The organism is uncultured Caballeronia sp. (assembly GCF_964243625.1).
Taxonomy (GTDB): Bacteria; Pseudomonadota; Gammaproteobacteria; order Burkholderiales; family Burkholderiaceae; genus Caballeronia.
In genome coordinates this window covers 1-7920 of record NZ_CAXTGZ010000272.1, presented here as the reverse complement: position 1 = coordinate 7920, position 7920 = coordinate 1, and the positions used below count along the sequence as shown (strand labels likewise).

Annotated in this window: 7 protein-coding genes; all 7 read left to right on the top strand. The window is 60.2% G+C overall.

Annotation, left to right across the window (positions count from 1 at the left end):
- A partial coding sequence (locus tag ACFFAR_RS18530; protein WP_375508242.1) for a DUF502 domain-containing protein occupies positions 1-624 on the top strand: 624 nt, incomplete at its 5' end.
- A 77-nt stretch (positions 625-701) separates the two neighbouring features.
- Positions 702-2504 carry an aspartate--tRNA ligase gene (gene aspS / locus ACFFAR_RS18525; RefSeq protein ID WP_174363376.1) on the top strand — a complete coding sequence of 601 codons (1803 nt, stop codon included), beginning with the start codon at positions 702-704 and terminating at the stop codon, positions 2502-2504.
- A gap of 111 nt (positions 2505-2615) precedes the next feature.
- Positions 2616-3092, top strand: a complete 477-nt coding sequence (gene nudB / locus ACFFAR_RS18520) for a dihydroneopterin triphosphate diphosphatase (protein WP_174363375.1) — start codon at positions 2616-2618, stop codon at positions 3090-3092.
- A complete protein-coding gene (clsB, locus tag ACFFAR_RS18515; protein WP_075358957.1) occupies positions 3092-4369 on the top strand; it encodes a cardiolipin synthase ClsB in 1278 nt (425 codons plus the stop codon). Before nudB ends, clsB begins: the two co-directional genes overlap by 1 nt.
- A 182-nt stretch (positions 4370-4551) precedes the next feature.
- Positions 4552-5166: a TetR/AcrR family transcriptional regulator gene (locus ACFFAR_RS18510; RefSeq protein WP_062000674.1), complete on the top strand. Its 615-nt coding sequence runs from the start codon at positions 4552-4554 to the stop codon at positions 5164-5166.
- Between the two features lie 70 nt (positions 5167-5236).
- Positions 5237-7024 (top strand): acyl-CoA dehydrogenase C-terminal domain-containing protein, encoded by a 1788-nt coding sequence (locus tag ACFFAR_RS18505; RefSeq protein WP_062169094.1) that lies wholly within the window; start codon positions 5237-5239, stop codon positions 7022-7024.
- A gap of 75 nt (positions 7025-7099) precedes the next feature.
- A partial coding sequence (locus tag ACFFAR_RS18500) for a 3-hydroxyacyl-CoA dehydrogenase family protein (protein ID WP_375508241.1) occupies positions 7100-7920 on the top strand: 821 nt, incomplete at its 3' end.

Below are 7920 nucleotides of genomic sequence, written 5' to 3'. Positions count from 1 at the left end.
TTCGCGACCGGCCTGCTGGTGCTGGTTCCGCTCGCCATCACGCTGTGGGTGATCAGCCTCGTGATCGGAACGATGGACCAGACGCTGTTGCTGTTGCCCGAGTCGTGGCAGCCGGAGCAACTGTTCGGTTTTCATTTGCCCGGTCTCGGCGCGTTGCTGACGCTGGCGTTTATTTTCGTCGTGGGCTTGCTCACGCAGAACTTCGTCGGCCAGAAACTGGTCGAGTGGTGGAATGTGATCGTGCGTCACATTCCCGTGGTCGGACCGCTGTATACCAGCGTGAAACAAGTGTCGGACACGTTGCTTTCGAGCAGCGGCAACGCGTTCCGCAAGGCACTCCTGATCCGTTATCCTCATTCGGGTTCGTACACCATCGGGTTCCTGACGGGCATTCCAGGCGGCGACGTCGTCAATCACCTGACCGAAGAACATGTGAGCGTCTACGTGCCGACCACGCCGAATCCCACCTCGGGCTTTTTCCTGATGGTGCCGAAAAGCGAAGTCATCGAGCTCGACATGTCCGTCGATGCTGCGTTGAAGTACATCGTGTCAATGGGAGTCGTCGCGCCGTCCATGCCGCAAGTGCAGGCCGCGCCGCGCCGTCCTGTCGACCCGCCGCTGTAATGCCGGCGCGCCGCGAACGCCGTTTTCCGTGTGTTCGCGCGCGCCGTTGATCAATGAATAACGAAAGACACAACATCATGTCGATGAGATCTGAATACTGCGGTCTGGTGACCGAAGCCCTCCTGGGCCAAAGCGTTTCGCTGTGCGGCTGGGTTCATCGCCGGCGCGATCACGGCGGCGTGATTTTTATCGATCTGCGCGATCGTGAGGGCCTCGTTCAAGTCGTGTGCGATCCGGATCGCGCCGAGATGTTCAAGGTCGCCGAGGGCGTGCGCGGCGAGTTTTGCGTGCAGGTGAAAGGTATCGTGCGCGCTCGGCCCGAAGGCACGGTGAACGCCGGCCTGACGAGCGGCAAGATTGAAGTGCTGTGCCATGAGCTGAATGTGCTGAACCCGTCGGTCACGCCGCCGTTCCAGCTCGACGACGACAACCTGTCCGAAACCACGCGCCTCACGCATCGTGTGCTCGACCTGCGCCGTCCGCAAATGCAGCAGAACCTGCGCTTGCGGTATCGCGTGGCAATCGAAGTGCGCAAGTACCTGGATGACCAGGGTTTCATCGACATTGAAACGCCAATGTTGACCAAGAGCACGCCGGAAGGCGCGCGCGACTACCTGGTGCCGTCGCGTACGAACCCGGGTCAATTTTTCGCGTTGCCGCAGTCGCCGCAATTGTTCAAGCAGTTGCTGATGGTCGCGAACTTCGATCGTTATTACCAGATCGTGAAGTGCTTCCGCGACGAAGACCTGCGCGCCGATCGTCAGCCGGAATTCACGCAGATCGACTGTGAAACGTCGTTCCTGAGCGAGCAGGAAATCCGCGACTTGTTCGAAGCGATGATCCGTCACGTGTTCAAGAAGACCATCGACGTTTCGCTCGACGAAAAATTCCCGGTCATGCTGTATTCGGAAGCCATGCGCCGCTTTGGTTCGGACAAGCCGGACCTGCGCGTTAAGCTCGAATTCACGGACCTGACGGATGCTGTCCGTGACGTTGATTTCAAGGTCTTCAGTACGCCGGCCAACTCCAAGGATGGCCGCGTGGCGGCAATCCGCGTGCCGCGCGGCGGCGAGATGACGCGTAGCGAGATCGACGGCTACACGGAGTTCGTGCGTATCTACGGCGCGAAGGGCCTGGCCTGGATCAAGGTGAATGACATCGCGAAGGGCCGCGACGGCCTGCAAAGCCCGATTGTGAAGAACCTGCACGACGCATCGATCACCGCGATCATTGAACGGACCGGCGCGCAAGACGGCGACATCATTTTCTTTGCGGCGGATCGCGCGAAGGTGGTGAACGACAGCCTGGGCGCGCTGCGCCTGAAGATCGGTCACTCGGAATTTGGCCGCGCGAACGGCCTGTTCGAATCGGGCTGGAAGCCGCTGTGGGTCATCGATTTCCCGATGTTCGAGTTCGATGAAGAAGACAACCGCTACGTGGCCGCGCATCACCCGTTCACGAGCCCGAAAGACGAGCATCTGGAATATCTGGAAACAGATCCGGGCCGCTGCCTTGCCAAGGCTTATGACATGGTGTTGAACGGCTGGGAAATCGGTGGTGGGTCGGTGCGGATCTATCAGGAAGAAGTGCAGAGCAAGGTGTTCCGCGCGCTGAAGATCAACGCTGAAGAAGCGCGGATCAAGTTCGGCTTCCTGCTCGACGCGCTGCAGTACGGCGCGCCGCCGCACGGCGGTATTGCGTTCGGTCTGGATCGGATTGTCACGATGATGGCCGGTGCCGATTCGATCCGTGACGTGATCGCGTTCCCGAAGACGCAGCGCGCGACCGACTTGCTCACGCAAGCCCCGAGCGAAGTGGACGAACGGCAGTTGAAGGAACTGCATATTCGTTTGCGCCAGCCGGAACCGAAGGTGCAGTAAGCCGTAATCCATCTGCAACACCCGAAACGAAAAAGGCGCCTGATGCGCCTTTTTCGTTTTTTGGGGTACATTCTTCGGCCAGCTTCCACGAATGGCCGCACCGTTTCCAAAATGCCCAAGCCGCCAAAAATCCCCGAATCTGTTCTTGTTGTCATCCATACGCCCGAAATGGACGTGCTCGTCATCGAGCGCGCCGACCGGCCGGGATTCTGGCAGTCCGTGACGGGCTCGAAAGATCACATCGATGAAACCTTCGCCCTCACCGCCGCGCGTGAAGTGGCCGAGGAAACCGGCATCGTGGTCGGAAGCCCGGGCGTGCCCGAGCGTTCGCTCATCGACTGGCATCATGAGATCGAGTACGACATCTATCCCGAATGGCGGCATCGCTATGCTGAAGGCGTGGTGCGCAACGTCGAGCACCAGTTCAGCCTGCTCGTGCCGCACGGCATTCCCGTCACGCTCGCGCCGCGCGAGCACACCGCGTTTCTCTGGTTGCCGTTCCGCGAGGCCGCGGCGAAATGTTTCTCGTCGTCCAATCGCGAGGCGATCCTGCAATTGCCCGAGCGGCTCGCGGAGCACAGCCGGTGATGGGTTTCGGCGGACCTTCGCGTCGCTTTGCGCGACTCAAGCAGGCGCTGTTTCGCGGCCGCCGCCCGGGAAGGTTGTGCTTCACGATCAACAACACGGTCAAACTGCTCAAATCGGGCGATGCGTTTTTTCCGGCGCTGATTGGCCGCATCGACGCCGCGAAGCACGAGGTCTCGCTCGAAACCTATATTTTCTGCGATGACGCCGCCGGCCGCGCCGTTTCGACCGCGTTGATGAACGCGGCGCGGCGCGGCGTGCACGTGCGCGTTATCACGGACGGCATCGGGACGGCGAAGCTTCCGCTTTTCGATGAATGGCCTGCGGCGAACGTCGAACATCGCATCTATAACCCGCATCTGTTCGGTCAGCTCGGGTTCTCGCGGACGCATCGGAAACTGGTGGTGATCGACCGGCAGATTGCGTTCTGCGGCGGCATCAACATAGTCGATGACTACGAGCAGAATGGCATGCGCATCGAATTCGCCCGATGGGACTTCGCGCTGGAGGCGCAGGGGCCCGTGGTATCGGATGTTCGCGAGGCCTTCGATCTCCAGTGGCAGCGGATCCGCCTCGGCGTGAAACCGCGCACCGCACGTCCGGCGGATCAGGGCGGCACGCCCGGCGATTCATCCCGTAGCAGCCGGCGCGCGCTGCGGGCGCGTCTGCGGGCGCGGCGCGGCATGATTCACGCCGTGGACCGGCCGTGCGTGGCGTTCGTCGCCCGCGATAACCTCCTGAATCGGCGGGCGATCGAAAAGGCGTACCTGGCGGCGATTTCGCACGCGGAAAAAGAAGTGATGCTGGCGAACCCGTATTTCATGCCGGGCCGCAAGCTGCGCCGCGCGCTGGTTCGCGCAGCACAGCGCGGCGTACGTGTGACGCTGGTGATCGGCAGGAAGGAGTTTGTCGCGCTCGACTATGCGACGCCGTTTCTGTATCGGAACTTGCTGAAATCGGGCGTGCGGATCGCGGAATACGAGAAAACCATGCTACATGGGAAAGTCGCCGTGGTGGATTCGAACTGGGCGACGGTCGGCTCGTCCAATCTCGACGCGCTCAGCCTCGTCTTGAACAACGAGGCGAACATGGTGCTCGTGAATCACGAGAACGAGATCGTGAAGTTGCGTGACGCAATCATCGCGGCCTACGAAGACGCCCGGCCGATCACGCTCGAACAATACGCGGCGCGTCCGGCTGGTGAGCGCCTGCTTAATTGGCTTGCCTACAACGCGTATCGCACGATGATGAAAATGCTCACCATCGGTCGCTACGATTGATGTGCTCGGGCCACTACCACTGGCTGCAAGGCCACAAACCGGCACAAACTTGAGCCGTGTCTAACGACGCGACGAAAAGTTAGACCCCGGTTTCTAATAAAAAGCTTGTTTCAGGAACGGTCGGCTACAATAATCGTACGGCCGTTCGATTTTATTTCGATTAAATGAAAACGGTAAAAATCATGCGAAAAGGCGAACAGACACGAGTCGCAATCCTCGACGCCGCGCTGGACCTGGCTAGCCGGGACGGACTCGAAGGTTTGACGATCGGCTTGCTGGCCGAACGGATGCAGATGAGCAAGAGCGGCGTGTTCGCGCATTTCGGCTCGCGCGAGGACCTGCAGGTCGAAGTAGTGAAGGAGTATCACCGCCGCTTTGAGGATGAAGTGTTTTACCCGAGCCTTCGCGAAGCACGCGGTTTGCCGCGTTTGCGTTCCATGCTGGCGCGCTGGATGGAAAAGCGCATCGAGGAGGTAACGACGGGCTGTATCTACATAAGCGGTGCGGTGGAGTACGACGATCGCGCCGACAGTGCAGTCCGCGAGCAACTGGTGCATAGCGTGACGATCTGGCGAGCAGCGCTTACGCGGGCGATCAACCAGGCGAAGGATGAGGGGCATTTGCGTGCGGATACAGATCCTGCGCTGATGCTTTTTGAACTCTATAGTTTCACGCTCGGTCTGCATCATGACGCGCGCTTCCTGCACTTGCCGGAGGCCGTGCAACTGACGCGGGACGCGCTGGAAAAAACGATTGTTTCGTATCAAAGCAACGGCCGTCAGGCGTCGACGAATTAGCAGCACGCGGTAGCACAGCGGATTCGGCGGCGCTCAGGGCCCAAGCTTCCTGGACATTTGGAGATGAAGAATGGGACAGTACACCGCGCCGCTGCGTGACATGCAATTCGTGCTGCACGAGTTGCTCAACGTAGAAAACGAGGTCAAGAACATGCCCAAGCATGCGGACCTCGACGCCGACACGATCAATCAGGTTCTGGAGGAAGCCGGCAAGTTCTGCGCCGAGGTGCTCTTCCCGCTGAACCAGGTTGGCGATCGTGAAGGCTGCACGTACGAAGGCGATGGCGTCGTGCGCACGCCGGCGGGCTTCAAGGAAGCCTATAAGCAATATGTTGAAGCTGGCTGGCCGGCTCTCGGTTGCGATCCGGAATACGGCGGCCAGGGCTTGCCGGCGTTCGTGAACAACGCGCTTTTTGAAATGCTGAACTCGGCGAACCAGGCCTGGACGATGTACCCCGGCCTCTCGCATGGCGCCTATGAATGCCTGCACGCGCACGGCGCGCCCGAGTTGCAGAAGGCCTATTTGCCGAAGCTCGTGGATGGCACCTGGACCGGCACGATGTGCCTGACCGAACCGCACTGCGGCACCGACCTCGGCATGCTGCGCACGAAGGCCGAGCCGAACAGCGACGGCTCGTACGCCATCAGCGGCACGAAGATCTTCATCTCCAGCGGCGAACATGATCTGGCCGAGAACATCGTGCACCTGGTGCTGGCTCGCTTGCCGGGCGCACCGAGCGGCACGAAGGGCATTTCGCTTTTCATCGTGCCGAAATTCATTCCGACCAATGCTGGCGCGCCGGGCGAACGCAATGGCGTGAAGTGCGGTTCCATCGAACACAAGATGGGCATTCACGGCAATTCCACGTGCGTGATCAATCTGGATTCAGCGAAGGGCTGGCTTGTCGGCGAGCCGAACAAGGGCTTGAACGCCATGTTCGTGATGATGAACGCCGCGCGTCTGGGCGTCGGCATGCAGGGGCTCGGACTGACGGAGATCGCGTATCAGAACTCGCTCACGTACGCGAAGGAACGCCTCCAAATGCGTTCGCTGACCGGTCCGAAAGCGCCGGAGAAAGGCGCTGATCCGATCATCGTGCATCCGGATGTTCGTCGCATGTTGCTCACGCAAAAGGCCTATGCCGAAGCGGGCCGCGCGTTCACGTACTGGGCGGCGCTCAACATCGACAAGGAACTGTCCCACGCCGACGAATCAGCGCGCAAGGACGCCGCCGATCTGGTCGCGTTGCTGACTCCGGTCATCAAGGCCTTCCTGACGGACAACGCGTTCGAAGGCACGAACATGGGCATGCAGATCTATGGCGGCCACGGTTTCATCTCCGAATGGGGCATGGAGCAATACGTTCGCGACGCCCGCATCAACATGATCTACGAAGGCACAAATTCGATTCAGGCGCTCGATTTGCTCGGCCGCAAGATTCTCGGCGACATGGGCGCGAAGCTGAAGAAATTCGGCAAGCTCGTCACGGACTTCGTGGAAGAAGAAGGCGTGAAGCCGGAGATGCAGGAGTTCATCAACCCGCTTGCGGATATCGGCGACAAGGTGCAGAAACTGACGATGGAAATCGGCATGAAGGCCATGCAGAATCCGGACGAAGTCGGCGCCGCTGCCGTGCCTTATCTGCGTACGGTCGGGCATCTGGTGTTCTCGTATTTCTGGGCGCGCATGGCGCGGATCGCGCTGGATAAAGAAGCCGAAGGCGATCCGTTCTACAAGGCGAAGCTCGCCACCGCGCGTTTCTATTTCGCCAAGCTGCTGCCTGAAACGGCATCGACGATCCGCGCCGCGCGCGCCGGATCGAAGACGCTGATGGAATACGACGAAGCCTTGTTCTAGGCCTCTTTTGCACTGCGCTACGTCTTCAGCGGACGTAGCGCATCGTCATACCGAATACCTCTCCCGGAGACAAACGTGAGCAATCTGAACATACGCAAGGTGGCGGTTCTCGGCGCCGGCGTGATGGGCGCGCAGATCGCTGCGCACCTGATCAACGCCCAGGTGCCGGTCCTGCTGTTCGACCTGCCGGCCAAGGAAGGTCCGAAGAACGGCATCGCGTTGAAAGCGATCGAGAATCTGAAGAAGCTGTCGCCCGCGCCGTTCGGCGTGAAGGACGACGCGCAATACATCCAGCCCGCGAATTACGACGACGACATCGCTGCGCTTGCGGAGTGCGACCTGGTGATCGAAGCGATCGCCGAGCGCATGGACTGGAAGCACGACCTGTACAAGAAGGTTTCGCCGTATATCGGCGAGAAGGCGATTTTCGCGACCAATACGTCGGGGCTTTCGATCACGGAGTTGTCGAAGGGTTTCTCGGACGAACTCAAAGCGCGTTTTTGCGGCGTGCACTTTTTCAATCCGCCGCGCTACATGCATCTGGTCGAGCTGATTCCGACCGATACCACGCAGCCGCAAATCCTCGATCAGCTCGAAACTTTTCTGACGAGCGTGGTCGGCAAGGGCGTCGTGCGCGCGAAGGACACGCCGAATTTCATCGCGAATCGCGTGGGTGTGTTTTCGATTCTCGCGGTAATCGCAGAAGCCGAGAAGTTCGGACTGCGCTTCGATGAAGTCGATGACCTCACCGGTGCCCGTCTTGGCCGCGCGAAATCGGCAACGTTCCGCACGGCGGACGTAGTCGGCCTCGACACCATGGCGCACGTCATCAAGACGATGCAGGACACGCTCGGCGACGACCCGTTCTTCCCGTTGTACGAAACGCCCGCCGTTCT